The organism is Streptomyces javensis (genome assembly GCF_039525925.1).
Lineage (GTDB): Bacteria > Actinomycetota > Actinomycetes > Streptomycetales > Streptomycetaceae > Streptomyces > Streptomyces asiaticus.
The window spans coordinates 1-562 of the sequence record NZ_BAAAIF010000289.1; the positions used below are offsets into that span (position 1 = coordinate 1).

At 67.4% G+C, this 562-nt stretch carries 1 pseudogene; it reads left to right on the plus strand.

What is annotated here, in order from left to right:
* Positions 1-562, plus strand: a pseudogene (locus ABD329_RS48000) (polyketide synthase); the annotation flags it as partial.

The following is a 562-nucleotide window of genomic DNA, read 5'->3' on the forward strand; positions in this document are numbered from 1 at the left end:
AAGTCGTTTGGTGAGGGTGCGGATGGGACGGGGTTTTCTGAGGGTGCGGGGTTGGTGGTGTTGGAGCGGTTGTCGGATGCGGTGGCGTCCGGGCGTCGGGTGTTGGCGGTGGTTCGGGGTTCGGCGGTGAATCAGGATGGGGCGTCGAATGGGTTGACGGCGCCGTCTGGGGTGGCGCAGGAGCGGGTGATTCGGGCGGCGTTGGTTGCGGGTGGGTTGTCGGTGGGGGATGTGGATGTGGTGGAGGGGCATGGGACGGGGACGGTGTTGGGGGATCCGATTGAGGCGGGTGCGTTGGTGGGGACGTATGGGCGGCGGGTGGGTGGTGAGCCGTTGTGGTTGGGGTCGGTGAAGTCGAATATCGGTCATGCGCAGGCGGCTGCGGGTGTGGCTGGTGTGATCAAGATGGTGATGGCGTTGCGGTGTGGGGTGTTGCCGCGGTCGTTGCATGTGGATGTGCCCTCTTCGAAGGTGGAGTGGGGGTCGGTGCGGGTGCTGACCGAGGCGCGTGCGTGGCCGGTGGTCGATCGTCCCCGCCGCGCCGCCGTCTCCTCCTTCGGGG